We start from the raw sequence: 25,144 nt of genomic DNA, 5'->3' as shown, positions 1-25,144 counted from the left end.
CGGCTATAAATTTCGCAGTGATTCTAAAAGAGATCGTGATCTGTTTTGACTGAGCAAACACCACCCGGCGGCGGGAAGCTCCCGCCAGGCATCGAGCCGATTTCCATCATGGAGGAAATGCAGCGGTCGTATCTCGATTACGCCATGAGCGTGATCGTCAGCCGCGCGCTTCCCGACGTTCGAGACGGTCTCAAGCCCGTTCATCGGCGCATCCTCTATGCGGCGCATCAGAGCGGTTATCACTGGAACCGCAAATATGTGAAGTCGGCCCGCCCCGTCGCTGACGTCATGGGTAGCTATCACCCGCATGGCGACGCCTCGATCTATGACGCCTTGGTCCGCATGGCGCAGGACTGGTCGATGCGCGTGCCGCTCATCGACGGGCAGGGCAATTTCGGCTCCATCGACGGCGACCCGCCGGCGGCGATGCGTTATACGGAATCGCGCCTGGCGAAGGTCGCCCATGAGCTTCTGGAGGATATCGACAAGGAGACGGTCGATTTCCAGGAAAACTACGACGCCACGACGGTGGAGCCGAAGGTTCTGCCGGCGCGCTTCCCGAACCTGCTTGTCAACGGTTCCGGCGGTATCGCCGTCGGCATGGCGACCAACATTCCGCCGCACAATCTTTCCGAAGTCATCAACGGCTGCATTGCGCTGATCGATAATCCGGCAATCGAGCTGCCTGAGATGATGGAGATCATCCCAGGCCCGGATTTCCCGACGGGTGCGAAAATTCTCGGCCGTGCCGGCATCCGCTCCGCCTATGAGACGGGGCGCGGTTCGGTCGTCATGCGCGGTGTCGCGACCATCGAGCCGATGCGTGGTGATCGCGAGCAGATCATCATCACTGAGGTTCCCTATCAGGTGAACAAGGCGTCGATGATCGAGAAGATGGCCGAACTCGTGCGCGAGAAGCGCATCGAGGGCATCTCGGATCTGCGCGATGAGTCCGACCGCCAGGGCTATCGCGTCGTCGTCGAACTCAAGCGCGATGCCAATGCCGACGTCATCCTGAACCAGCTTTATCGCTATACGCCACTGCAGACCTCTTTCGGCTGCAACATGGTGGCGCTGAATGGCGGCAAGCCCGAGCTGATGAACCTGATGGACATGCTGCGCGCCTTCGTGGCATTCCGCGAGGAAGTCATCAGCCGCCGCACGAAATATCTGCTGCGCAAGGCGCGTGAGCGCGCCCACGTCTTGGTCGGTCTGGCGATTGCGGTCGCCAATATCGACGAAGTCATTCGGGTCATCCGTCACGCGCCGGATCCGCAGTCGGCTCGCGAAGAGCTGATGACTCGCCGCTGGAAGGCTTCGGATGTTGAGTCACTTATCCGGCTAATCGACGATCCGCGTCACCGCATCAACGAGGACGGCACTTATAATCTCTCGGAAGAGCAGGCACGCGCCATTCTCGATCTGCGTCTTGCACGTTTGACCGCTCTTGAGCGTGACAAGATCGACGAGGAATTGAATGAGATCGGCGCCGAAATCAAGGACTACCTTGATATTCTCTCCTCGCGTGCCCGCATCCAAGCCATTGTAAAAGAAGAGCTTGCTGCTGTTCGCGACGAGTTCGGAACGCCGCGCCGCACCGAGATCGTCGATGGTGGTCTCGAGATGGACGATGAGGATCTGATCGCCCGCGAGGACATGGTCGTCACCGTTTCCCATCTCGGCTACATCAAGCGCGTGCCGCTGACCACCTATCGTGCGCAGCGCCGTGGCGGCAAGGGCCGCTCGGGCATGACGACCCGCGATGAAGATTTCGTTACGCGGCTATTTGTTCTCAATACGCACACGCCCGTCCTGTTCTTCTCGTCCCGCGGTATCGTCTACAAGGAAAAGGTCTGGCGTCTGCCCATCGGCACGCCGACATCACGCGGCAAGGCGCTGATCAACATGCTGCCGCTGGAGCCCGGCGAACGCATCACCACGATTATGCCTCTGCCCGAGGACGAAAGCACTTGGGACAATCTCGACGTCATGTTCACGACGACGCGCGGAACCGTGCGCCGCAACAAGCTGTCGGATTTCGTGCAGGTCAACCGCAACGGCAAGATCGCCATGAAGCTCGAGGAGGAGGGTGACGAAATCCTCTCCGTCGAGACCTGCACCGAGCATGACGACGTGCTGATGACGACGGCGCTCGGCCAGTGCATTCGTTTCTCGGTTTCGGACGTGCGCGTCTTTGCCGGCCGCAACTCCATCGGCGTGCGCGGCATCAGTCTTGCATCCGGAGACCGGATCATCTCGATGACGATCGTCCGTCATGTGGATGCAGAGCCCTGGGAGCGTGCCGCCTATCTCAAGCGCTCCGTCAACGAGCGCCGCTCCGCAACGGGAGACGACGAGGAGATTGCGCTAGTCGGCGAAGAGGTCACCGAAGAGGGGCAGCTCAGCGACGAGCGCTATGAAGAGCTCAAGGCGCTCGAACAGTTCGTTCTGACGGTCTCGGAAAAGGGCTTCGGCAAGCGGTCGTCTTCGTATGATTTCCGCATCTCCGGCCGCGGCGGCAAGGGTATCCGCGCCACCGATACGTCGAAGACGGGCGAGATCGGCGAACTTGTCGCCGCCTTCCCGGTCGAGGACGGCGATCAGATCATGCTCGTGTCGGATGGCGGCCAGCTGATCCGCGTGCCCGTCGGTGGCATTCGCATCGCCAGCCGCGCCACCAAGGGCGTCACCATCTTCTCCACTGCGAAGGATGAGAAGGTCGTGTCCGTCGAGCGCATCAGCGAGCCGGAAGGCGAAGATGATGCAACGGCCGAAGACGACGCTGTTGCCGGCGAGGCAGGAGATGTCGAGGGTGGCGGCGTAGAATAAAAGCGCGCCGCAATCCGGTCGGGAAAGCTGGACACTGATCCGACTGACCTGCTTGAAAATGGAAGTTTCAATCGCATGAGCTTGGCAACAGGCTCGTGCGATTGTTTTTGGAGCACAGGCTGACTTGCCGGAGGATCGCGGTAGGATCTACTCGGACTGCTTGTTGTCTGGGGAGAAGGGTGGGAGAACCTCGAGGCTTTCCCGATCAAGTTGAGCGAGAACCTCGTCATAGCCAAAGCGGAAATGCCATCCGAGGACCGTGCCTGCGGATTTCGAGGCGTAGATGCGATCGATGCTTTGCGGCAGAGACCAGTTTTGCTGTGCAAATATCGCAGCGAGGCCCGGAGCACGCAATCGGATGACGGAGGCTGCGTCAACGGCGAGTGCCTCGCAATCCTCGGGTTTGAACAGCGTGCCGGCTGAAATGATATGCCGTTGAAAATCCCTGCCGCCATTCGTCAATGCCACGAGATGGGCATCGGCCACGTCCCGGATATCGACGCCACGGTGCAGCCGGTAGGCGGCCATCACATCGGCCGGTTCCGGAAAGCTTCGAGACATGCGTAAAACGCGTACCTGCAAATCTGGACCGGCCATGTCCGCCAGGATCCGTTCGGCTTCCAGTTTCGTGCGGTGATAGATGCTTTTCGGTTGTGGCGCGGTGTCTTCATCAATCCATGTGCAACGGCCGGGAGCGGCTGCGTGGCCATAAAGCGCCGTCGTGCTCGTAAATACCAGCCGCCTCACACCGGCCGCCAGGGACGCTTCTGCCAGAAAACGCGTTCCCTTCACATTGATGCGGCGAAATTCATCGTCGGAGATCGTTCCGACATGTGGAGCGTGCAGCGCTGCGCAATGGACGATCGCATCCGCACCAGCCAACGCTTGGCGCAGCAGCACCGCATCGGTAAAATCTCCGACGAGATGCGTTGTCGAAAACGGCGAACGATCGATTCCTACGGTTGAGTGATTTGCCGACAGCACGTTGAAGATTGCTCGGCCAAGCGCCCTGAACTGCCTGTCAGAACAACGCGCATGTCGATCCCCCCATTGAACCGACTCATCATAGCACGATCGTGGCTACCGCCGCGCTTCTCGAAGCAAGATCATATGCTTGCGGAGGGTGACAGGATGCGAAGGTCAATGTATTGGCAATAAAAAACCGGACGCTGGCGGGTAGCGTCCGGTTCATGGTCCATCCGAGCATCTGGCGGGGAGAGGATGCTCGGTACGCGGAGATCAGAGCGTCTTATGACGCTTATGCAATCTCTTGCTCTCTTCGCTTTCGCGATGGAGCGCCGAAATGGTGGATGCGACTGACACGATGAACATGATGCTGATAAAAAGCGTAAGCAGCGTCAAAATTGTGAACATGATCGCTCCCTCCTTTGGTGGGACTAGCGTTCAGATCCCTTTAGTATTGGCTCGTGGCAACGAAGGGACGAGCCGAAGCAAAGGGACCGTAGACCTTCGACTGGTCGGGTTTCTGATCGTAAAGTGCAACGGTTGCCGCGAGCATTCCCGAAATCATGGCCATCCAAACAACGTTAATGAGGGTGATCTTGTCGGGCATACTCTTCTTCCTTCTTGCCGCAATACGCGAGCTGAGTTTCGGACTGTTAACGCGGCGTTTCCTAAATGGTTCCGCCGATCTTGAGGTCTATCTAGCAATGCGCGCCTGAAGCGACCTTGAATAGCTTGTTCATCTGGCGTTCAGATTCGTGATGCGTTTTGCGCATGGCAGTGGCGATTTCTTGGGCAAAATCGACATCTTTGCCGCTTTCAAAAGCAGAATCCCATTCGATCTCATAATTGTCGGCGAAAAGATGAACGAGGTATTCGACCAGAAATGAACCGACGATGGCGCCTGCGATAATGAAGACGAGCATGGAATGATTTCCCTGAGACGGAGATCGATGAGCCATTGAGCCAGGGCCCGTTTCGATGTTGAAGCCAGTAAAGCATTGTCGAGCTGAAACAGGCTTGAACGTCGCGTTCATCCGATGTTCAGAGGCGGTCCCCGGGTTGCAAATGACTTGCGATGCGGCCCCATCCGTGACAAAAGGCGTCAAAACAACGAGCCGGCCTGGTATGACGACAGCCTTTTATCCCGGATCCTTCGACCCGATGACCAATGGACATCTGGATGTCCTCGTGCAGGCGTTGAACGTTGCCTCGAATGTGATCGTCGCGATCGGCATTCATCCCGGCAAGAAGCCGCTCTTCTCCTTCGAGGAGCGGGCGGAGCTGATCCGCAGATCGCTCGCCGAGGCTGTGCCGCAGAAGGCGGGTGCCATTTCCGTCGTCGCCTTCGACAATCTGGTCGTCGATGCCGCCCGCGCCCATGGCGCCACCTTGCTGGTGCGCGGCCTGCGCGATGGCACCGACCTCGACTATGAAATGCAGATGGCCGGCATGAACCGGCAGATGGCGCCGGATATCCAGACGCTGTTTCTGCCCGCCGGTACGGCCTCGCGGCCCATAACCGCCACATTGGTGCGGCAGATCGCATCCATGGGCGGCGATGTCAGCGCCTTTGTGCCGTCAGCGGTTCTGGAAGCCCTGACCGGCAAACTCAAAGATACGGCCAGCGTCAAAAACTGAGCCCGAATTCATTTCCGAACGGAGCACTAATGAAACTCTTTCATATCGCATTGGCAGGCGCTTTGAGCCTTGCCGCATTCGCAGGCAGCGCAATCTCGGCTGCGGCCGCCGATCTCCTGACGATCCAGCTCAAGGACGGCCCTGTCGTCGTCCAGCTGATGCCCGAAGTTGCGCCGAAGCATGTCGCGCAGATCGAAGCGCTGGCCAAGAAGGGTGCTTACGACAACGTCGTCTTCCACCGCGTCATCGATGGCTTCATGGCCCAGACCGGCGACGTCCAGTACGGCAATGCGACGAAGAGCTACGATCCGAACAAGGCCGGCACCGGCGGTTCCGACCTGCCGAACCTTCCGGCCGAATTCTCGAAGGTTCCGTTCCAGCGCGGCACCGTCGGCATGGCACGCGCGCAGGACCCGAATTCCGCCAATTCGCAGTTCTTCATCATGTTCGCTGATGGTGCTTTCCTGAATGGTCAATACACGGTCGTCGGCAAGGTCATCTCCGGCATGGAGCTTGTCGACAAGATCAAGCGCGGCGAAGGTCAGAACGGCGAAGTGAGCAACCCGGACAAGATGATCAAGGTTACGGTCACCAAGAAGTAATGTCACAGGCATGATCCCAAAAAGCTCGACGCGATTTTTGGACAGGATCATGCGCAATCAAGAAGAGAGAAGAGGAAACGAACATGGCTGAGATCAAGGATCCAGAAAACACCCTCATCCTGGAAACCACCAAGGGCCAGGTTGTCATTCAGCTTCTGCCGCAGGTCGCCCCCGAGCATGTCGCCCGCATCAAGGAACTCGCCCGCGAGAAGGCCTATGACGGCGTCGTCTTCCATCGCGTCATCGATGGCTTCATGGCCCAGACCGGCGACGTGCAGTTCGGCAAGCAGGGTAGCGAAACCTTCAACCCGGGCCGCGCAGGCATGGGCGGCTCCTCCAAGCCGGACCTGAAGGCGGAATTTTCCGCGACCTCGCATATTCGCGGCACCTGCTCCATGGCCCGTTCGCAGAACCCGAACTCGGCCAACTCCCAGTTCTTCATCTGCTTCGCTGATGCTCCCTGGCTGAACAAGCAGTATTCCGTCTGGGGCCAAGTCATCTCCGGCATGGAATTCGTCGACCAGATCAAGCGCGGCGAACCGGTGAAGGATCCGGATTCGATCGTATCCGCGCGGGTTGCCGCCGACGTCTGATCGTGATTATTCCTGAAACCCGCCTCTTGCGCTTATGGCGTGAGGGGCGGGTTTCGCTTTGCCTGAATGAACTGCCTGGACGACCTGAATGCGTGTTGACCTTTTCGACTTCGATCTGCCGGATGAGCGTATCGCGCTCAGGCCCGCCGAGCCGCGCGATAGCGCGCGTCTGCTCGTCGTCGATCCAAACGATGGTGCCAACACGCTGAGTGACCATCAGGTGCGGGATCTGCCATCTTTCCTGCGCCCCGGCGATGCCATGGTTTTCAACAATACCAAGGTGATACCGGCACAGCTGGAAGGCATTCGCCATCGCGAAGGCGCGCCTGGCCAGCAGGTCTCGGCGACGCTGCATATGCGTGTCGCGCCGGATCGCTGGAAGGCCTTTGCCAAGCCCGGGAAGCGCATCAAGATCGGTGACCGCATCCAGTTCGGTCACGGCGAAAATGTCTGCGCGCTCGGTTCGCTCGACGCCACGGTCGAGGAAAAAGGCGAGGGCGGCGAGATTACCCTGCGGTTTGATCTATCCGGTCCCGCCCTCGATGAGGCGATTGCCAGCGTTGGGCATATTCCGCTGCCACCCTACATCGCTGCGAAGCGCCCGGAAGACGAGCGCGATCGCGCCGACTATCAGACGATCTATGCGCGGGAAGAGGGTGCCGTCGCAGCACCGACTGCGGGTCTGCATTTCACGCCATCCCTGTTTGCCGCACTTGATGCCATGGGCGTCGAGCGTCATTTCGTGACGCTGCATGTCGGCGCCGGTACTTTTCTGCCGGTCAAGGCCGATGATACCGACGATCACAAGATGCATTTCGAGATTGGCTATGTCGATGCCGAAACCGCCGCCAGGCTCAACGCCGTCAAGGCGAGGGGCGGGCGCATCGTCTGTGTCGGAACGACCTCGCTGAGACTGATCGAAAGTGCTGCCGCCGACGATGGCACCATCCAGCCCTGGCAGGGTGCTACCGGCATCTTTATCACGCCCGGCTACCGCTTCAAGGCCGTCGACATGCTGATGACCAATTTCCACCTGCCGCGCTCGACCCTGTTCATGCTCGTATCGGCCTTTGCAGGCCTCGATACCATGCGCGCGGCCTATACACATGCTATCGAGACGGGCTATCGCTTCTATTCCTATGGCGATGGCAGCCTGCTCTACCGGAAAGACTAGAACGAGATGAGCGAGAGCTTTCAGTTTCAATTGAAGAAGACCGACGGCGGTGCGCGCCTCGGCGAAGTTTCCATGCCGCGCGGCACGATCCGCACGCCGGCATTCATGCCTGTCGGCACGGTCGGCACCGTCAAGGCCATGTATCTCGATCAGGTGCGCGAAAGCGGCGCCGATATCATCCTCGGCAATACGTATCACCTGATGCTGCGCCCGACCGCCGAGCGTGTCGCCCGCCTTGGCGGCTTGCACGAGCTGATCCGCTGGCCGCATCCGATCCTCACCGATTCCGGCGGTTTCCAGGTCATGTCGCTGTCCGGTCTGCGTAAACTCGATGAGCAGGGCGTCACGTTCAAATCGCATGTCGATGGCAGCCTGCATCACATGTCACCGGAGCGATCGATCGAGATCCAGGGGCTGCTCGATTCCGATATCCAGATGCAGCTCGACGAATGCGTCGCCCTGCCGGCAACGCCGAAGGAGATCGAACGCGCCATGGAAATGTCGCTGCGCTGGGCGGAACGCTGCAAGGTGGCCTTCGGCAACCAGCCCGGCAAGGCAATGTTCGGCATCGTTCAGGGCGGCGACGTGCCTGAGCTTCGCGTCCGCTCCGCACAGGCGCTGAGCGGCATGGACCTGAAGGGTTATGCAGTCGGCGGCCTTGCCGTCGGCGAGCCGCAGGAGGTTATGCTGCGTATGCTCGAGATCACGCTTCCGGAGCTGCCGACGGAAAAGCCGCGCTATCTGATGGGGGTCGGCACGCCCGACGACATTTTGAAATCGGTCGCCCGCGGCATCGACATGTTCGATTGCGTGATGCCGACCCGCTCGGGCCGTCACGGACTGGCCTTCACGCGTCGCGGCAAGGTCAACATCCGTAATGCGCGCCATGCCGAGGACATGCGGCCGCTGGACGAGCAGTCCAATTGCCCGGCGTCACGGGATTATTCGCGCGCCTACCTGCACCATCTTGTCCGCGCCAACGAAGCGCTCGGCGGCATGCTGCTCTCCTGGCATAATCTCGCCTACTATCAGGAACTGATGCAGGGCATCCGCCAGGCGATCGCCGAAGGCCGCTTCGCCGATTTCATGGCTGAAACGATGGAGAATTGGGCGAGGGGCGATCTCGAGCCGGTGTGATTGAGCTACGATGAGGATGCGCTACGCGATCTTGCTCCCATGACGATTTCGCGCTAACAGAAGCGTGTCGAAAAAGGCAGGGTTGGTTTCGGTAGGCCCAACTCCTTCCAATATGGAAGCACTGCTCCTTGCCATTGGTGATGAGAGCCCGCGACGCGGAACTTGGCCATTGTGGTCGAGTGCCTCGCGTTGATGTGGGCCGGATCGACCGACATGTCTCCGCGGGAAAGCCTTTTGGAGCTGTCATGAGACTGAACCACCTGGATCTGCATGTTCCCGATGTCGCTGCGACCCGGGATTTTTTTGTTTCCGTTTTCGGCCTGACGGAGGTGGAAACGCGGGGCGCCAATGGCCTTGCCATCCTTCGCGATGATGCCGGGCTTGAACTTGTCATCAGCCGGCCTGTCGAGAAATTCGGCGGTACCGATACCGTTTCTGTTGGCCGCAATACCTATCATATCGGCTTCATGCAGCCCTCTCGAGAAGCCGTCGATCTGTTGTTCGAACGGGCGAAATCGAGTGGCTGCGAGATCTGGAAGCCACCTTCGGCCATTCGTGGCAATTGGTCGTTTTATTGTTTTGCACCGGGGCGAATCCTCATCGAAGTCGGCTGGCGCATGGACCTTGCCCTGTTGGTAAATCATTTATTATCGATTGATTGCTATCCTTAACCAACGTCATTTTGAGCCGGCTGGAATGGACTTGCCCTAGGCAATCTCCGTTTCCGGCCGTGTTTCAAAATGAGCCTGGCGACAATAAAGCATTGGGAAAAATAGCGAATCGGAATAAACGGTCCATCCGCCTTTGAAAAACGTCATTGGCTGATTTGATTGCGTGGCCGCTTGGAATTTTGAAAAAATCCGGCTAAAACGCATTCTCTTGATCGATAAGGGCTGTACTACCGAAAATAGGAGGCACTTGCCGTTGAGGGCGCAACGTAAATTCGGGGCATGTCTTTCAGGGCTATTGGTTGTCGGTCTAGCGGCTACCAGCTGTACGACGACGCAGAAGACAACCCCCACCCCCAGCAAAACCACCAAGCCCATTCGTGGCGCGAAAGTAACGTACAATTACACTACGAAGGACAAGGACTGTCTCGAACGTGCAATGTACTTCGAATCGGAGCGTTCAGACCCGAGCGGTTACATGGCCGTCGGTACGGTCGTAATGAACCGCCTGACCTCCGGTGCTTATCCGCCCACGATCTGCGGCGTCGTCGCCCAGGAAAAGCAGTTCGCGCCAGGCGTGATGACCAGGGAAGTCAAGGATCAGGCAAAGCCCGATCTTGAGGTCGCTGCCTCGAAGATCCTGCGCGGCGAACGGCATCCCCAGGTGAAGGACGCAATGTTCTTCCATACCGAGGGCCTGAGATTCCCCTACGATAACATGCACTACGTCGCTTATGCCGGCGGCAACGCGTTCTATGAGAAGCGTGGTCGCGATGGTGAATTGCAGACGCCCGCGCCGCTTCCGGCCTACGAGGTTGCCATGAATTATGTGCCCACGCAGGGCGCGCCACAATCTCCGTTCGTCCTGCCGGAAACGCAGCCGGCGCAATCGGCTTCGTCGGTTATGGCCTTTACGCCTGTCTCCAACCCGGTGGTGACGATGCCGCAGAGTGCCGTTCTGATCCCGGCTGCGGTACCGATCCCGACACCGGCACCCACGGACATGGCAATTTCGGGACCGCTTTCGAGCGGCGAAACCACCTATACGAATACGCCAATGCCGGCATCGACGGTCGTCATTCCGCAGCCGCGTCCGGAGTTTGACGGCAACGTGCCTGCGGAAAATTCGCTTAGAATTCGCGGCTAACACCAACTGGCTCAAACCCTCGAGCAGCGCGCTTCTTTCTCAGAGGCGCGCTGTTTTGTTTGGGATGAGCCATGTTCAGATGCCCTCGCTCGTTGCTTTCGGGAGTATCTGCACACCATTGATCTTGTAGCTGCCGTCAGGCTGACGGGTTATCTGATAGATCGCGGTCCAGTCCTGGTCGTCGGTGCCGGTGATCAGCACTTCCTGATAGACGACCGCGCCGTTGTCGATCGCGCGGCTCTTGCCGAAGGCATAATTGCCGGGATGATAGACCGGCTGATAGCTCTTCTTCACCATGGCAAAGAAGGTGTCCTTGTCCGGAAAGAGCGCCTTGATGCCGGGCGCGGCGAAGGAATAGGCCGTCGCTGCGTCATCGTGCAGAAAAGCTTCGATCTGTTGTTCAATGAGGCTCTGTGCCGTTCGAACCGGATCGTCTGCGCGGGCGGCCGATGCGAAGGCGATACAGCAGAGAAAAGCGGCTATGGAAAAAGCGCGCATGTTCGATCCCAGCCATATGGGAAGAGCATAGCGCGCTTTGGTATCAAGCGGAAGCGATTACTGCCAGCGGCGGAAGAGAGCACTGGCGTTGACGCCGCCAAAGCCAAAGCCGTTGGATATCGCATAATCCATGGCCATCGGCCGCGCCTTGGCACCAACAATGTCGATACCTTCGGCCGCCGAATCCGGATCCTGCAGATTGCGGGTCGGCGGAGCGATCTGGTCGCGCAGCGCCATGACAGTGAAGATCGCCTCCATGCCGCCGGCGGCACCCAGAAGATGGCCGGTCGCGGCCTTCGTGCCGCTGACAGCGATACCGCCATCGCGGCCGAAGACGGTCTTGATGGCTTCCATCTCGCCGCGGTCGCCTACCTGTGTCGATGTCGCATGCGCATTCAGGTGTTTGACCTCGGCCGGCGAAATGCGAGCCTGAGAAAGGGCGGCAAGCATGGCCCGGCGCGCACCATCGCCATCTTCCGGCCCGGCAGTCATGTGATAGGCATCGGCGGCAGTGCCGTAACCGACAAGCTCGGCAAGCGGCGTGGCACCACGCGCAAGGGCGTGCTCCAACGTCTCGATGACAAGCATTCCCGCGCCTTCACCCATGACGAAACCGTCACGGCCGCTGTCGAAGGGGCGGGAGGCTTCCTCGGGGCGATTGCTGAAGCCTGTCGAAAGTGCGCGCGCCGCAGCAAAGCCGCCAAGGCTGACCTTGTCGATGCAGGCTTCCGCTCCGCCGCAGATGGCAACATCGGCCTCTCCGGACCGGATCAGCCGCGCTGCATCGCCGATTGCCTGCACGCTGGCCGCACAGGCGGTGACCGGCGCACCGAGCGGCCCCTTGAACCCATAGCGGATACTCACTTGGCCGGCGGCGAGATTGACAAGGAAGGAGGGGATGGTGAAGGGCGACAAACGCCGCACACCTTTCGTTTCCGCTGTGCGAACCGCATCGGCGATGGCGGGAAAGCCACCGATGCCCGATGCGATGATCGTGGCCGTCCGTTCCAGAGCGCTGACGTCAGTCGGTTGCCAGCCGGCCTGCAGGATCGCCTCCTCGGTGGCCGCCATGGCGAACAGGATGAAGCGGTCCATCTTTTTCTGGTCTTTGATCGGCACATAGCGGTCGGCGTCGAAGCCGGCTTCGAGGTCCTCCGCTATATCGGGAACAACACCGCCGATCTTGGCGGCGAGGTCGCCTACCATTTCCTCAGGCAGCAATCGGAGGCCGGAACGGCCTTCGATCAGCCGTTTCCAGCTTGCATTGACACCCACACCCAGGGGAGAAACCAGCCCCATGCCGGTAACGACGATACGATCCATGTCTTGCTCCTATTGTGTCAGGCGTCGAAGCCCAGAAACCATGCTTTCATCTGGGCGATGCGGTCATGAACGGCCTCGTCGGCCGCAGGCCCAGGCACGAGGATCGTGTCTTCAGGCTGAAAGGCGCGGCCAGTGACGCGGTCGATGAGAAGCGGGTCGCGGTCTTCACCGGTATTGGCGTCGGCTAGCCGCACGGCGACCTCTTCGGCAGGCAAATGCCGGTTGCCCCAGGTGAAAAGCGCCATCAGAACCGGGAAGAAATCCCGACCCTTGTCGGTCAGCGCATATTCGTAGCGCGACGGCCGCTCACTATAGAGACGCCGCTCGAACAAGCCTTCATCGGTTAGGTGCTTGAGCCGACGCGTCAGGATGTTCGGCGCAATTCCAAGGTTCTTCTGGAATTCGTCAAACCGGCTCAACCCCTGAAGGGCATCACGCAGAATCAGAATGCTCCACCAGTCGCCGACGCTTTCGAGCGCGCGGGCGGCTGGGCATTTGAAGGTGCTGAAGCTGGTTCTCTGCATGGGCAGGGCAGATAGCATGAGTAACTAGCATTATGCAAGTTACTATCATGAACCGGCGTGTGCGCGAAACGAGAACTCAATCTGCTGATGTGAGGCTAGATGGGAATAAGCGCGATGTGCCCGGCTGTAGCCACGCCGCGAGTTCTTAGTAAGGAGGTGCCTTGCGGGCGCGCTGGTGTTTTGCTGCCTCGGTCCACCAGGCGAGATCCTCAGCAAAACGGGGGAAAGCTCTTGCCAACGCATCGCCTCCGCTCCCGGTCGGTTTACTGTCAACGTCCAACGCCGCCGAGATATTGGCGACCGCGAGGGTGCTTGAGATGACGACCATTCCCATCTCGGAAAGGGTGCCATGCCATGAGACTGCCGCATGGGCGCCGGAAAGGCGGCCGCCGGAATAGCTGGCAATTGCCGCCGGGCGCCAGAACCACTCTTCAAGGTAATGGTCGGTCAGGTTCTTCAGCCCGGGTTGCATGCCCCAATTATATTCGCCCGTAACGAAAACGAAGGCATCGGCCACCCGGATTTTCTCGGCAAGCTGCTCCATTGCCGATGGCGCGGAACCTTTGGGGTATTCCTTGTACATCCGATCGAGCATCGGCAGTCCAACCGCCTTGGCGTCGATGAGTTCGACGGCGTTTCCGCGCTCGCGAAGTCCGGTTACGATATAATTCGCAAGACGGATGCCGACACGATCCGACCGGTAGGAACCGTAGAGAACCAGAATACTGTCGACCATTGGCGATTATGTCCTCACAGCTCGCGCGGCATGTCTGGAGCAGTTCAGCTCTTCATGGAATCTCTGAACCGCTCTATCCCATTGTTTTCAAATCAATTCTGGACGAAAACCGCCACGCACTTTTCCGCGAATTGCTTTAGGTTCGCGACTCCGCCGGCACCGAAGCGGAGACTTCCTCCTCCGGAATATCGTCGAACGACGCGTAGTTGAGATTATAGAGCTTCGAATAGAGTTTGCCATTCGCCATGAGCTGATTGTGGTTGCCGCTTTCAAGCAGCTGACCATTTTGCAGCACCATGATGCGATCGGCCTCGCGGATGGTGGCCAGACGATGGGCGATGACGAGGCCGGTGCGGCCCTCGAGCAGCTTCACCAGTGCCTTCTGGATCAGCATTTCGGTGTAGCTGTCGATATTCGCTGTCGCTTCGTCGAGTACGAGGATCTTGGCGTCAGCGACAAGGGCGCGGGCGAAGCTCACGAGCTGGCGCTGGCCGAGCGAAAGACCGCCGCCGCGCTCGCCGAGAACGGAATCGTAGCCATCCGGAAGACGCATGATGAACTCATGCGCACCGACGGCCTTGGCAGCTTCTATGACTTCCTCGCGCGTCGCCTCCGCCTTGTTATAGCGAATATTATCGAGCACAGTGCCGGTGAAGAGGAACGGCTCCTGCAACACCATGGCGATCTGGCGGCCGAGCGAATCCTGGGTGAGGGAGCGCACGTCGTGACCGCCGACCAGTACCTGGCCCTGCTGCACGTCGTAGAAACGATGGATAAGTGCCATCGAGCTCGACTTGCCCGAACCTGTGGGGCCGATCAGCGCTACGGTTTCACCCGGATTGACCCTGAAACTGACATTCTTCAGCACCGGATGCTTGGGATTGTAACCGAAGACGACGTCGCGGAACTCCACCGAGCCGTCCATGTCCCGCGAAAGCTCGACGGCATCGGGTGCATCCTTGATGTCGATGGGTACATCGAGCACCTCGGTCAGTCGCTGCCCGGACGCCATGGCGCGCTGCATGACCGAATACTGCATGGTGAGGGAGCGGATCGGGTCGAAGAAGCGCTGGATGTAGAACAGGAAGGCGACCATGATGCCGACATCGAGCCTGTGGTTCAGGACCATCGAGCCGCCGACGATGATGACGATCGCCATTGCCATGCCGGTCAGCGTATCGACGATCGGCACCATGATCTGCGCATAGCGCGCCGCCGTCAGATGCGCTTGAAGATTGGTATGCGCCTTGTCGTCGAAAAGCGAGAAGTTGACCCCTTGCCGATGCATGCCCTGAACGGCGCGCACGCCATGGATTGCTTCGGCCAGCGCGCCGTTGGTGACGGAGTTGGTCTCATGCGCGTTCATAAAGGCGAGGCGCGCCTTCGGCAGCCAGAACAGCCGCACGATGAAGAGGATCGGCATGACGGAAAGCGTCAGCAGGCCAAGACGGAAATCCAGCGACAGCATGACGATGACGATGCCGAAAAGCAGGGCTATGTCACCGACGGAAAGCACTGAAGTTTCAAGGAATTCCTGCATGGAGTTAACATCGCCCTGCAAGCGCGACATCAGGCGTCCTACTTCCGTCTTGTCCATGAAGGACAGCGAGACGCGCTGCAGATGCGCAAACATCGCCCGGCGTATGTCGAACAGCACTTCCTCCGCGACCTGGCCGACAAAGGTCTCCTGCACATAGCTCGCCCCGTAATTGACGAGAATTGCCGCCGCGAAAATTGCGAGAGACAGCCAGAGTGCCGAGTAGTCTATGGCGCCCGGTGCCATCGCATTGTCGATCGCATGCCGGATGACGAGCGGTATGATAATCTGTGATCCCGTGAACAGCAGAACGGCCGCGACCGAAATATAGATCTGGCGGCGATAGGGGCTGACGAAGGCCCAGATGCGGCGAATGATCTTGCTGTCGAAGACCTTGCCGAAGACCTCCTCTTCGACGCGGTGCGAGCCGACCACGGCACGGGGAGGGCGGCGACCATCCTCGCGCACGTCATTGCGCTCGGTTTCGGTGATTTCCGACATTGTCAAACCTCCCTTTTTGCCCTCTCGAGCGTGCCGCCACTGGATGTCCTGATGACATCGTCCTCCGGGCGAACCTGCAGATCGTAAAGCGCCTTGTACCGGCCTCCAGCGGCCAGAAGCTGCTCATGGGTGCCGCGCTCGACGATTTCACCATCCTCGATGAAGAGGATCTTGTCGGCATGCATGAGCGAACTCAGCCTGTGGGCGATGACCAGCGTCACGCGATCCCGCGCGAAGCGCTTCATGGCACTGCGGATGCGCTGCTCGGTTGCAGCGTCGATCGCCGCCGTGGAATCGTCGAAGACCATCACGGCCGGCTTCAGCATCAAGGTGCGGGCGATCGTCAGGCGCTGGCGCTGGCCGCCGGAGAGCGACACGCCGCGCTCGCCGACGACCGTGGTGTAGCCGGCAGGCAAGCCGAGAATGTAATTGTGCAGCTGTGCCGACTCGGCGGCGCGCTCAATGCGGGTTTCCTTTGCCCAGGGATCGCCATAGGCGATATTGTTCTCGATGCTTGTCGTGAACAGGAAGGAATCCTGCTGCACGACGGCCACGTTCTGCCGCAGCGATTGCAGCGTCGCCTTGCGGATATCCTGGCCGTCGAGGGTGATCCGCCCGGCCGTGACATCATAGAAGCGCGGAATGAGGTGGGCGATGGTGGACTTGCCACTGCCGGGCGGGCCAACGATGCCGATCGTCTCGCCGCGCCTTGCCTCGAAACAGATATTCTTCAGCACCGGCCGCGTTTCCGAGCCGGGATAGTTGAAGTCGACATTCTCGAAACGCAGCATACCGTCGGTTACGACAAGCGGCTTGGCATCCGGTGCATCCTTGATGGGAATATCGAGATCCAGCAGTGCAAACAGCCGAGAACCGCAGGTCGATGCGCGGGCGAAGGCATTCACCATCAGGCCGAGCTGGCGTACCGGCATCTGCAGGATGGTCATGAAGGTCAGGAAGGAGGCCAGTGTGCCGACGCTGATCTCGCCCGCAATGACCTTGAGACCACCCAGCCAGAGCACCAGCCCCATCGACACGAAGAAGGAGAGGTTCATGGCGCTGGTATTGATGACGCGGATGCCGACGCGCTTATGGGCCAGCGAAAGCGCGTTATGCGAGGCGCGGTCGAACTTCATGAGTTCATGCGCCTGGGCGGCGAAGGCACGGACGACGCGGATACCGCCGAGATTTTCTTCCATCACGCGCGTCAGCACCGAGAGCCGTTCCTGCAGCTCGAGCCAGGTCGAACGCAGCCGCAACTGCGTGACGGAGGAGCGCCACGCGACGAAGGGCACGAAGCTCAGGGCGAGCAGGCCGAGTGCCACATCGGTCGACAGCAGCATATAGGCGCCGACGCCGATCAGCATGGTGAGCAACACCGTGCGCACCAGGGCGGTCGAGAAATACATGCGCACGCCTTCGAGATCGAGCAGGCCTACGGTGATGAGATCGCCGGAATGGACCTTGTCGTGGAAGCTGAAGGAGAGCTGCTGGATTTTCTCGTAACAGGCGAGGCGGAGCTCATAGCCCATGTGGTGGCCGACGGATTCGCTGTAATAGTTCTGCACCATCGTGAACAGGCCGCGCAGGACGCTGACGACAAGCAGCAGCAGAGCCGTCGTCATCAAAGCATTTTCCGCGATCTGGCCGGCAGCGCCACCAGCAACCGCCGTCTGTGTCTGGTCGACGGCTCGACCCAGAAGCCTGGGGATCGTCAACTGCAACGTTGCAGCTACAAAAGTTGCTCCTATGGCCAAGCTTGTCTGCCAGGGGTGGCGCAGCGTCATATGGGTGATACGAACGATCGTCGAGAGGCCCTGGCCCCAACCGACCGCGTTGATATGCGCGCGCGAGGCCAATGGCCGCGCCGCGTTTCTTGATGAATCGCTGCTCACGCTTTTATCCAAGCACAATTAAACGAGGCGGGCCCGCAGTCGGGTTCGTATCTCAGGGAAAGTATTGATAGGATGAATTTTGCCGATTCCGTGGCGACGTTCAAGAGTCAATTGGTCACAAGTCCCGCGCGAACGTTAGATTGCGTGTTCAAAAAATAATCGATGACATGTCGGGATCGAAATCGGCGGGACGTCCTTCGAGCACCAAGCAAAAAGGAGGACATCATGCGCAAGGTCATCGCAGCCACATTTATCAGCCTCGACGGCGTCATGCAGGCACCCGGCGGTCCGGATGAGGATCCGACCGGCGGTTTCAAGTATGGCGGCTGGGTATTTCATTATTCCGACGAAGAAACCTTCAAGACACTCTTCGAAGTGTTCGAAAAGCCGTTCGATCTGCTGCTCGGGCGCAAGACCTATGAGATTTTTGCCGCCTATTGGCCCTATATCGACAATGACAATCCGATTGCCGCGAAATTCAACAGCGTCACCAAATATGTTGCGACACGCGGTAACGGCGAGCTGAAATGGAACAAGAGCCGGTCCCTTGGCAAGGATGTCGTGGCGGCGATCAAGGAACTGAAGGCAGGCGAGGGGCCGGATCTCCTCATCCAGGGCAGCGGCGATTTCATTCAGACCTTGCTGCGCCACGGACTAATCGACGAATTCAACCTGATGATCTTTCCGCTCATGCTGGGTAGCGGCAAGAAGCTGTTTGCCGGCGGGGCGGTTCCCGCGGCGATGAAACTGCTGCGCACACAGTCATCTCCGACCGGTGTCATCTTTGCGACTTACCAGCCGGATGGGCCGGTGAAGACAGGTTCCTTCGTCGGGCCGGATCCGTCTGAAGAGGAGATCGAGCGCCGCAAGCGGTGGAAATAGATAATCGAAGGATCGGGACGACCGGAGAATGCCTTGTCACGATCACATCGCATGTCCGATCGTCTGGAATTCTCGTAGGGATTTCATGATTTCACGAAGACCTTTTGTGAGATGCTTGTCCCGGCGCAATACCATGCCGAGTTGCCGAACGAGTCTTGGTCGGAGCGGAGAGGTGACCAACAGGTCCGATTTGTCACGCCTCAGCGCCATGTCTGGAAGAATGGACCATCCGAGGCCCGCCGCGACCAGCTCCTTTATGGCCTCGACGCTGCCGAATTCCATGGCGGGCTCCGGTTGGGCTCCGCCAGCTCGGAACCAGTCATCCGTGGCGCGACGCGTATTGCCGCCTTCATAAAGCAGCAGCGCCTTGTCCTTCATGAATTCGACATCAGGTCCGCCATCCGGCATTACGCTTCCCTTGGGAGCTACCGCCAAAAGCTCGTCGTCATGGAATGGTTCGATTTCGAGGGAGCGACCGGAGGCGGGCAGGGCGACCACCGCGAGGTCGAGCGCATTGGCTTCGAGATCGTGCAGTATCTCTGCAATATTGCCGATGCGGACGATGATCTCGAGATCGGGCATGCGTTTCTTTGCCGTTGCGATGGCGCGAGGCAGCAGGTGGATCGAGGCCGTGCCGCCGCTGCCGATCCTCACGCGGCCGACCGATCCTTCGCGAAACGGCATCATCGCCTCTTCCGCCATGGAGCAAGCTTCTACGATGCGGCGCGCATGCGGAAGCAGATCGGCACCTGCCGGCGATGGCTGCGCCCGCCGGCCGACACGCTCGATCAGCTTTACACCGAGGCGCTGCTCCAGAAGCTTTACCTGCAGGCTGACGGCCGGTTGCGTCAGCCCTGCCTTGTCGGCCGCGGCGGTAAAACTGCCAAGATCGACGACGCTGATAAAGGCGGCGAGCTGATCCAGATTGAGCATTAGAAGAATTCCTTATGGATTGCATAAAGACCATAAGCTTCATTCGCTGCTAACACCAGTGCATCCTGAAGCCATGTTGATGCGGCTCAGGGAGCATGAAGATGACAATCGATATCGGTAGAGCAACGCCAGCGGCTGACGCGGGCAGGGAACGGCGAAAGCCGGGATTGCTGCGGGCTGCGCTCAAAAGATTTCTGATCTACCTCGAAAAGCGCGAGACAAGATGGAACCTGCGCGACCTGACCGACGATCAGCTTCACGATATCGGCATGACGCGCGCCGAAGCGCGAACCGAGGTCCGCAAGTCATGGTTCTGGAGCTGAATGGCCCGAAGCTACGGGAAGGGGCAAGGTTCCGAAGAGGAGCCGCATAACTGTGCCGTTTGCACAGAGAGGGCTTATGCAGGAAGTGACTGCCGGAAGCGGACGGTCGGAGGACTTTATGCCATCGGCCAAAAGGTTTGACCGAGCGATTTCAAGCGTCATCCCCGGCATACGCACCACAGGTTGCAGCAGGCCGTGATCCTTGCGGCAGGGGCCGGCACTTCGAATGATCTCAACCTCAGTACACAGCAAATATGTCTCATGCAGTCCTTTTTGTGGCAGCGTTCTTCTTTCCGCCATAGAGTTGTCTGATCCATCGCCTTCCAAATTCAGCGGTGCCTTCCGCCCGGATCGTCAATTCAGAGTACCAGATAGAGTTCCATGCTCAAGACAACTTCAATGCTTCTTACCGCGGCGCTTTCGGCCGTGTCTCTTCTTGGCAGTCTTTCGATAGCGCAGGCCGGTCAGGCAAGTTACGTCGTGGACGCGCGTAGCGGCCAGGTGCTGGAGGCATCGAATGAGAACGAATTGAACTATCCGGCATCGCTTACCAAGATGATGACGCTCTATCTCGCCTTCGAGGCGCTGCATGGCGGCCGCCTGACATGGGATCAGAAGCTTACCTTGTCGGAGAATGCCGAGAGCAAGGAGCCCTTCAAATTCGCGATCGGTGCTGGCCGTAAGGTGACGGTGCGCGAGGCTGTCGAAGGCATCGTCGTCCTATCGGCCAATGATGCGGCTGTCGCGATTGCCGAGCAGCTTGGCGGCTCCGAGGAGAGCTTCGGCAAGATCATGACTGCGAAGGCGCATCAGCTTGGCATGAGCAGTACCGTCTTCAAAAATCCCTCCGGCCTGCCGGATCCGGAACAGGTCACGACCGCGCATGACATGGCAACGCTGGGCATTGCGCTGATGCGCGACTTTCCGGAGGAGTTCAAACTCTTCTCGCTGCGCGGCATGAAGTTCCGTGGCATGAAGCTGCGCGGCCACAACAATCTCATGTATCGCTACGCCGGTGCCGATGGCATCAAGACCGGCTATACCGATGCCTCCGGCTATAATCTCGTGACGTCTGCAACGAAGAACGGCCGTCGCGTCGTCGGCGTGGTCATGGGGGAGAGGACCGCCCAGATTCGCGACGACAAGATGGCAAGCCTTCTGGACACCTATCTGGCCCCGGTGGCGACGACGGCCACGGTATCGACCGGCGCTCCCAAGCAAAGCTCGGCGAACTGATTTCGGCTCGATTTCAGCATTCAGCCGACCATTGATCTTTTGGCGGCTGATAAGGGGTGGCTCCGTTTCCGAAGTCGCTGCGAGGAGAAGCTAATCCCGCAGCATGACAGGGTGAGCCTTCACGCAAGGCTTTTTCATGGTCGATCGGTGAGAGGGCTCTCTCATGATGAATAGACGAACAGTGATTGCCGAACTGGCGGACTGCCCTATGTCTACCGTTGCTCGTTCGCTGCGCTTGTCGTGATTTGGTAGGAATCCGCGCCGAACTGCGAATTCGCATAGGCGGAGATATCTGGTTTCAGTTTGTATTCTCCGAAAATGAAGGATCCATCATTGGCCGCGACCGGTCTGATGCTCCTGTAAGATCTCGCTAGCAAATATTTCAACGCATTGGGTCAAGTTGGGAGGACCGGAATGACGTATGATGATGCACGTTTGACGCGTGAGCGCGACTTTCATAATGAACGTTTTGGTGCAGTGGAGGAGCGCAAGGAGGATTCGTTTTATTTCGCCGTCAAAGCCGCTGTGGATGCTTATTGGCGGCTGGTGAGGATGGCTTGCCCCGAAAAGGACGTGCTCGAATACGGATGCTCGAACGGCATGAGCAGCATCGGTCTCGCGCACTCCGCCAAGTGGATCACCGGTATCGACATTTCTGATGTTGCCATTCAGCAGGCCACGAATTCGGCAGCTCTCCGCGGAATCGACAACGTGACGTTCCAGGTCGATAATGCTGAGGACATGAGCCTGCCGTCAGCGGGTTTTGATGTCGTCTTCGGCAGCGGAATCCTGCACCACCTAGTCCTCGAAAAATCGCTCAGCGAGATCCGGCGTGTGCTCAGACCCGGCGGCAAGGCCTTCTTTTTCGAGCCGCTCGGCCACAACCCCGTGATCAATCTCTATCGCAACCGGACGCCGGAGGCCCGCACGGTCGATGAGCACCCGCTCTTGAAATCCGACTTCGACATCGTGCGCAAATATTTCTCGAAGTGCGATCTGGAGTTCTTCGGGCTCGCCGCGCTTGCTTCCATTCCGTTTCGCAGGAGCCCGTTCGGCGCCGCGGTTCGGGGCACCGGCGAACAGATCGACAATCTGCTGCTCAAAATCCCAGGCGTCAGATGGCAGGCCTGGATCGTCGTTATGACACTGGAGGCGTGAAGGGCAGGCCTGTTCAATCGCGCAGAAGAGCAGGCCATTCCATGTCCAAAAATCATGGCTGACGCTGTGTGTTTGTTGCATTCGAAAATGGAACCCACCGGGCTACATACAAAAATCAGATAAGATAGATTATGGAACAAAAGCTGATATGGTCGCGATAAAGAGATTGCCATTTTTTTATTTCATTTCAGATAGTTGTCGAGATTTTCGAGAGTCGATTTCAAGCCCTCGTCATGATCTTTCCTGCTGATGCCATGTGGCACGTTCTCGCAAACTATGGTGACCTTCGTACCAGACGGCAGCTCCATCCACGACCATGTGATGATCATCGTACCGGCGAAGGCTGCGTCGTCGGATTCGAAATTCACCGCCTGAACGATGCGCTTGTCAGGAACGATTTCGAGGAACCGGCCGGAAACGATGTCGGTGTGTTCGGAAGATTTTCCGGGTATGGAATGATCCGCTGCATCATAGGACAGCGCCAGCCGATAAATGCCACCTGGATGTGGCTCGAAGACGTGAATGTGTCCCGTCATGCCTTTGGGCGGAAGCCAGGCGATCAATGCTTCGGGATTGACGAACGCGTCGAAGATCGCGTGTGGCGTAGCGCGGATTATTCTGGAAGCCGTATCGGTTCTTTTTGCGCCTGCTGCCTCACTCATCACGTCCTCCTGGTCGTGGGTATCGCTGCGCTTTGCGCGGCGCGGCCGATTAAATGCCCGCGGATTGCCGCTTCAGTTCGCCTTGATGCGGATCGTCATGGCTGCGATCTTCTCGGCAAGCAGCGCCGGATTGCAGGCAAAGATGCTATCCGGGCGCCCAGCCGCGCACCAGACCTGGTCGTAAGCCAATAGGCTCTGGTCCATGAAAACGGGCAGATCGACGAGATGGCCGATCGGAGCGACCCCGCCGATCGCGAAGCCGGTTTCGTCGCGAACGCGATCGATATCCGCGCGCTTCAGTCGAACACCGTACGTCGTTGCTATATATGCCGTATCGGCATTATGGCTGCCCGAAACAAGAAGCAGCGTCAATTCATGCGTGTCGGCGTTGACGAAAACCAGCGACTTGACGATCTGGCCAACGGCGCATCCGACTGCCTTGGCGGCTTCCTCGGCCGTCCGCGTCGACTGCTCCATACGCTTGATCGCAATATCCAGACCCAGATTGCTCGCCGCCAGCTCGACGCGCTCCAGGCTCGAAAGCTTTCTGCTGTCTTCGCTCATAGATCGTCATCCTCCACGTCGAGTTCGATCTGCATCTGATCGTAGGCCGGCTCGACATGATCGGGCGTTTCTGCCAGCACGGTGTCATAATCGAGTGGCGTGTGCATGTGGGTCAAGATGGCATGTTTCGGCGCCAAGCGTTCGATCCATCCAAGCGATTGTTCCAGCGATAGATGGCTCGGATGCGGCCGATACTGCAGAGCGTCGATGATCAGGACATCGAGGTCTTGAACTTTTTCTACCGATTCCGGCGGGAAATCACTGATATCGCTGCAATAAGCGAGTTTACCGATACGGAAGCCGAGCGAATGAATATCGCCGTGCAGCTGCTTGTGAGGCCAGAAACGGATCGGACCGCCCGCCCCTGCAATCGTGAAGCTTGCCTCGAGGCTTTCTATCAGCACCGGCCGCACGATCGGCGGATAGCTGCTGCCTGGCGGTGTCTCCAGACAATAACGAAAACCCTCGCGAATGCGATCCATGGTCGGCGGATCGGCATGGATCGGGATCCGCTCATGCGAGATATGGAAGAAGCCGCGCAGATCGTCGATGCCGTGAATATGGTCGGCATGGGCGTGGGTATAGAGCACGGCGTCGATGGAGCTGACGCCGGCGCGGATCATCTGCTCACGAAAATCCGGTCCCGTATCGATGACGACCGTGGTAATCCCGCCATCCGGTGCGATCTGCTCGACGAGAAACGCCGCACGTGTGCGCCGGTTCTTCGGGTTCTTAGGATCGCAATCGCCCCAATCCCCGGTAATACGGGGAACGCCCGGCGACGATGAACAGCCCAAAATGGTGAAGCGTCGCCGGTATGTCACGACGTCAGACCCTCGTCATCTTGGAGAAGCAACGGAAGGCGTTCGCCGTGGTGATTTCAGCGATATCCGCCATGCTGACGCCGATCGTATCGGCGAGCACCTCGGCGGTATTGACGACATAGGATGGCTCGTTGCGCTTGCCGCGCCAGCGCTTTGGCGCGAGATAAGGCGCATCGGTCTCGACCAGCAGCCGATCATGCGGGATGGTCTTGGCGATCTCGCGCAGCTCCTCCGATTTCGGGAAGGTCAGGATTCCGGAGAAGGAGATATAGCCGCCGAGCTCGACGCCGGTCTGGGCAAGGGCAGGGCCGGCGGAGAAGCAATGGAGGATGAAGGGGAAAGCCCCCTTCCCCGTCTCTTCCGTCAGGATCGCGGCCATATCCTCATCGGCGCTGCGGCTGTGAATGACGAGCGGCAGCTGCGTTTCGCGTGCGGCAGCGATATGGCGCAGGAAGCCGGTCTTCTGGTCCTCCGGCTTGACGGTGTCGTAGAAATAATCGAGACCCGCCTCGCCGATCGCCACGATCTTTTCGTGCTGGTTGGCCAGCCGCACGAGGTCTTCCGTCTGAATGTCCAACTCCTGGTCGGCGCTATTCGGATGGGTGCCGACCGAGCAGAAAACCGACGGATAGCGCTCGGTAAGCGCAAGCAATCCATCGAGCTTCCTGACCTTGGTCGAGATGGTGACCATCTGCTTGACGCCGACCTCGTGAGCGCGCGCGACGATCGCGTCGCGCTCCTCTTCGAAATCGGCAAAATCCAGATGGCAATGCGTATCGATCAGCATGGAAAAC

27 protein-coding genes are annotated in these 25,144 nt (G+C 59.0%); 12 read left to right on the top strand and 15 right to left on the bottom strand.

Features of this window, described 5'->3' with window-relative positions; genetic code table 11:
* The first annotated feature begins 45 nt into the window (after positions 1–45).
* Positions 46–2,829: a DNA gyrase subunit A gene (gene gyrA / locus FHT84_RS18625; RefSeq protein WP_183763422.1), complete on the top strand. Its 2,784-nt coding sequence runs from the start codon at positions 46–48 to the stop codon at positions 2,827–2,829.
* Positions 2,830–2,976: 147 nt separating this feature from the next.
* Here gyrA and FHT84_RS18620 read toward each other — a convergent pair whose 3' ends face one another.
* From FHT84_RS18620 to FHT84_RS18610, 4 genes are all read right to left on the bottom strand, one after another.
* Complete coding sequence (locus FHT84_RS18620) at positions 2,977–3,813, bottom strand: NAD(P)-dependent oxidoreductase (protein WP_348647359.1); 837 nt, start codon at positions 3,811–3,813, stop codon at positions 2,977–2,979.
* A 255-nt stretch (positions 3,814–4,068) separates the two neighbouring features.
* Entirely contained in the window at positions 4,069–4,203 is a 135-nt protein-coding gene (locus tag FHT84_RS31690) for a hypothetical protein (RefSeq protein WP_281023965.1), read from the bottom strand.
* A 40-nt stretch (positions 4,204–4,243) separates the two neighbouring features.
* The gene (locus tag FHT84_RS18615) at positions 4,244–4,402 is read right to left on the bottom strand and encodes a hypothetical protein (RefSeq protein ID WP_162943881.1); all 159 of its coding nucleotides are present in this window, start codon (positions 4,400–4,402) and stop codon (positions 4,244–4,246) included.
* 91 nt (positions 4,403–4,493) lie between these two features.
* Positions 4,494–4,718 (bottom strand): hypothetical protein, encoded by a 225-nt coding sequence (locus FHT84_RS18610; protein WP_246713298.1) that lies wholly within the window; start codon positions 4,716–4,718, stop codon positions 4,494–4,496.
* A gap of 202 nt (positions 4,719–4,920) precedes the next feature.
* Here FHT84_RS18610 and coaD point away from each other — a divergent pair, with 202 nt between their 5' ends.
* From coaD to FHT84_RS18575, 7 genes are all read left to right on the top strand, one after another.
* On the top strand, positions 4,921–5,433 hold the full coding sequence (gene coaD / locus FHT84_RS18605; protein ID WP_112340768.1) for a pantetheine-phosphate adenylyltransferase: 513 nt from the start codon (positions 4,921–4,923) through the stop codon (positions 5,431–5,433).
* 29 nt (positions 5,434–5,462) lie between these two features.
* The gene (locus FHT84_RS18600) at positions 5,463–6,035 is read left to right on the top strand and encodes a peptidylprolyl isomerase (RefSeq protein WP_112340767.1); all 573 of its coding nucleotides are present in this window, start codon (positions 5,463–5,465) and stop codon (positions 6,033–6,035) included.
* An 83-nt stretch (positions 6,036–6,118) separates the two neighbouring features.
* Complete coding sequence (locus FHT84_RS18595; RefSeq protein WP_092715425.1) at positions 6,119–6,628, top strand: peptidylprolyl isomerase; 510 nt, start codon at positions 6,119–6,121, stop codon at positions 6,626–6,628.
* A gap of 88 nt (positions 6,629–6,716) precedes the next feature.
* Complete coding sequence (gene queA, locus FHT84_RS18590; RefSeq protein WP_112340765.1) at positions 6,717–7,802, top strand: tRNA preQ1(34) S-adenosylmethionine ribosyltransferase-isomerase QueA; 1,086 nt, start codon at positions 6,717–6,719, stop codon at positions 7,800–7,802.
* 6 nt (positions 7,803–7,808) lie between these two features.
* Complete coding sequence (gene tgt, locus FHT84_RS18585) at positions 7,809–8,939, top strand: tRNA guanosine(34) transglycosylase Tgt (RefSeq protein WP_112340764.1); 1,131 nt, start codon at positions 7,809–7,811, stop codon at positions 8,937–8,939.
* Between the two features lie 245 nt (positions 8,940–9,184).
* Positions 9,185–9,610: a VOC family protein gene (locus tag FHT84_RS18580; RefSeq protein ID WP_183763419.1), complete on the top strand. Its 426-nt coding sequence runs from the start codon at positions 9,185–9,187 to the stop codon at positions 9,608–9,610.
* 253 nt (positions 9,611–9,863) lie between these two features.
* The gene (locus FHT84_RS18575) at positions 9,864–10,754 is read left to right on the top strand and encodes a cell wall hydrolase (protein ID WP_183763416.1); all 891 of its coding nucleotides are present in this window, start codon (positions 9,864–9,866) and stop codon (positions 10,752–10,754) included.
* A 75-nt stretch (positions 10,755–10,829) separates the two neighbouring features.
* Here FHT84_RS18575 and FHT84_RS18570 read toward each other — a convergent pair whose 3' ends face one another.
* The 6 genes from FHT84_RS18570 to FHT84_RS18545 form a co-directional block, all read right to left on the bottom strand.
* Positions 10,830–11,252, bottom strand: a complete 423-nt coding sequence (locus tag FHT84_RS18570; RefSeq protein ID WP_183763412.1) for a DUF4864 domain-containing protein — start codon at positions 11,250–11,252, stop codon at positions 10,830–10,832.
* A gap of 57 nt (positions 11,253–11,309) precedes the next feature.
* The gene (gene fabF / locus FHT84_RS18565) at positions 11,310–12,575 is read right to left on the bottom strand and encodes a beta-ketoacyl-ACP synthase II (RefSeq protein ID WP_183763409.1); all 1,266 of its coding nucleotides are present in this window, start codon (positions 12,573–12,575) and stop codon (positions 11,310–11,312) included.
* A gap of 17 nt (positions 12,576–12,592) precedes the next feature.
* A complete protein-coding gene (locus FHT84_RS18560) occupies positions 12,593–13,099 on the bottom strand; it encodes a helix-turn-helix domain-containing protein (RefSeq protein WP_183763406.1) in 507 nt (168 codons plus the stop codon).
* A 145-nt stretch (positions 13,100–13,244) separates the two neighbouring features.
* Complete coding sequence (locus FHT84_RS18555; protein WP_112340759.1) at positions 13,245–13,835, bottom strand: NADPH-dependent FMN reductase; 591 nt, start codon at positions 13,833–13,835, stop codon at positions 13,245–13,247.
* Between the two features lie 136 nt (positions 13,836–13,971).
* A complete protein-coding gene (locus tag FHT84_RS18550) occupies positions 13,972–15,873 on the bottom strand; it encodes an ABC transporter ATP-binding protein (RefSeq protein WP_183763403.1) in 1,902 nt (633 codons plus the stop codon).
* 2 nt (positions 15,874–15,875) lie between these two features.
* Entirely contained in the window at positions 15,876–17,768 is a 1,893-nt protein-coding gene (locus FHT84_RS18545; RefSeq protein ID WP_183763400.1) for an ABC transporter ATP-binding protein, read from the bottom strand.
* 225 nt (positions 17,769–17,993) lie between these two features.
* On the opposite strand from FHT84_RS18545, the gene FHT84_RS18540 reads away from it, so the two are divergent.
* Complete coding sequence (locus FHT84_RS18540; RefSeq protein WP_183763397.1) at positions 17,994–18,650, top strand: dihydrofolate reductase family protein; 657 nt, start codon at positions 17,994–17,996, stop codon at positions 18,648–18,650.
* 42 nt (positions 18,651–18,692) lie between these two features.
* On the opposite strand, the gene FHT84_RS18535 is transcribed toward FHT84_RS18540, so the two are convergent.
* Positions 18,693–19,583 carry a LysR family transcriptional regulator gene (locus FHT84_RS18535; RefSeq protein WP_183763394.1) on the bottom strand — a complete coding sequence of 297 codons (891 nt, stop codon included), beginning with the start codon at positions 19,581–19,583 and terminating at the stop codon, positions 18,693–18,695.
* A 101-nt stretch (positions 19,584–19,684) separates the two neighbouring features.
* Between FHT84_RS18535 and FHT84_RS18530 the strand changes: the two genes are divergently transcribed.
* The 3 genes from FHT84_RS18530 to FHT84_RS18520 all read left to right on the top strand — a co-directional run bounded on the left by FHT84_RS18530 (position 19,685) and on the right by FHT84_RS18520 (position 22,300).
* The gene (locus tag FHT84_RS18530) at positions 19,685–19,906 is read left to right on the top strand and encodes a DUF1127 domain-containing protein (protein WP_183763391.1); all 222 of its coding nucleotides are present in this window, start codon (positions 19,685–19,687) and stop codon (positions 19,904–19,906) included.
* Between the two features lie 381 nt (positions 19,907–20,287).
* Positions 20,288–21,142 (top strand): D-alanyl-D-alanine carboxypeptidase family protein, encoded by an 855-nt coding sequence (locus tag FHT84_RS18525; protein WP_183763387.1) that lies wholly within the window; start codon positions 20,288–20,290, stop codon positions 21,140–21,142.
* Positions 21,143–21,556: 414 nt separating this feature from the next.
* Positions 21,557–22,300 carry a class I SAM-dependent methyltransferase gene (locus FHT84_RS18520; protein ID WP_183763384.1) on the top strand — a complete coding sequence of 248 codons (744 nt, stop codon included), beginning with the start codon at positions 21,557–21,559 and terminating at the stop codon, positions 22,298–22,300.
* 182 nt (positions 22,301–22,482) lie between these two features.
* On the opposite strand, the gene FHT84_RS18515 is transcribed toward FHT84_RS18520, so the two are convergent.
* The 4 genes from FHT84_RS18515 to FHT84_RS18500 all read right to left on the bottom strand — a co-directional run bounded on the left by FHT84_RS18515 (position 22,483) and on the right by FHT84_RS18500 (position 25,137).
* On the bottom strand, positions 22,483–22,962 hold the full coding sequence (locus tag FHT84_RS18515; protein WP_112340752.1) for an SRPBCC domain-containing protein: 480 nt from the start codon (positions 22,960–22,962) through the stop codon (positions 22,483–22,485).
* Positions 22,963–23,034: 72 nt separating this feature from the next.
* Positions 23,035–23,526, bottom strand: a complete 492-nt coding sequence (locus FHT84_RS18510) for a YbaK/EbsC family protein (RefSeq protein ID WP_112340751.1) — start codon at positions 23,524–23,526, stop codon at positions 23,035–23,037.
* Positions 23,523–24,350, bottom strand: a complete 828-nt coding sequence (locus FHT84_RS18505; protein WP_112340750.1) for an MBL fold metallo-hydrolase — start codon at positions 24,348–24,350, stop codon at positions 23,523–23,525. The genes FHT84_RS18510 and FHT84_RS18505 overlap by 4 nt, the downstream gene beginning before the upstream one ends.
* 4 nt (positions 24,351–24,354) lie before the next feature.
* Positions 24,355–25,137, bottom strand: a complete 783-nt coding sequence (locus tag FHT84_RS18500) for a TatD family hydrolase (RefSeq protein WP_112340749.1) — start codon at positions 25,135–25,137, stop codon at positions 24,355–24,357.
* Positions 25,138–25,144 lie beyond the last annotated feature (7 nt).

The sequence above is a fragment of the Rhizobium sp. BK289 genome, from assembly GCF_014193575.1.
In the GTDB taxonomy this organism is placed as follows: domain Bacteria; phylum Pseudomonadota; class Alphaproteobacteria; order Rhizobiales; family Rhizobiaceae; genus Rhizobium; species Rhizobium tropici_C.
This window is presented reverse-complemented; position numbering and strand designations above follow the sequence as displayed.